We start from the raw sequence: 379 nt of genomic DNA, 5'->3' as shown, positions 1-379 counted from the left end.
CCCCAAAAGGTAGCAAAACAGCAGCCCAAGAAACCGGTTGTTAAACCTAAACAGGAAGTGAAGGTTAAAATTCCAAAACTGTCCACACCGCCTAAAAAGCGATTACCGTTACATGAAGCAATTTCACAAATCCGCACTTTTTGGCCTTATCTTTTCCATGATGGCAAGTTGTGCCCAATGAAAATTGGTATACTGCAAGATATGTGGCTAGAGGTGAAGGAAAAGTCATTACCGATAGCGAGAAAGCGTTTGAGAGCCTGTTTAGGGAGTATAGGCTACCATACCAGTTATCGTTGGCTTATTCAGTTAGGCGCGTTTCGTTATGACAAAGAGGGTCAGATAGTTTGAGAGGTCACTCAAACGGATGTTGACGATAACC

Annotated in this window: 1 protein-coding gene; it reads left to right on the top strand. The window is 43.0% G+C overall.

The features are described from left to right. Positions 1-348: ProQ/FINO family protein (locus EVJ23_RS15130; RefSeq protein WP_131470828.1), on the top strand; the 348-nt coding region annotated here is incomplete at its 5' end. Positions 349-379 lie beyond the last annotated feature (31 nt).

This window comes from Exiguobacterium sp. SH1S1 (assembly GCF_004337245.1).
GTDB lineage: Bacteria > Bacillota > Bacilli > Exiguobacteriales > Exiguobacteriaceae > Exiguobacterium > Exiguobacterium aurantiacum_A.
Note: the sequence above shows the minus strand (reverse complement) of the source record. Positions and strands in the feature narration are given on the sequence as shown.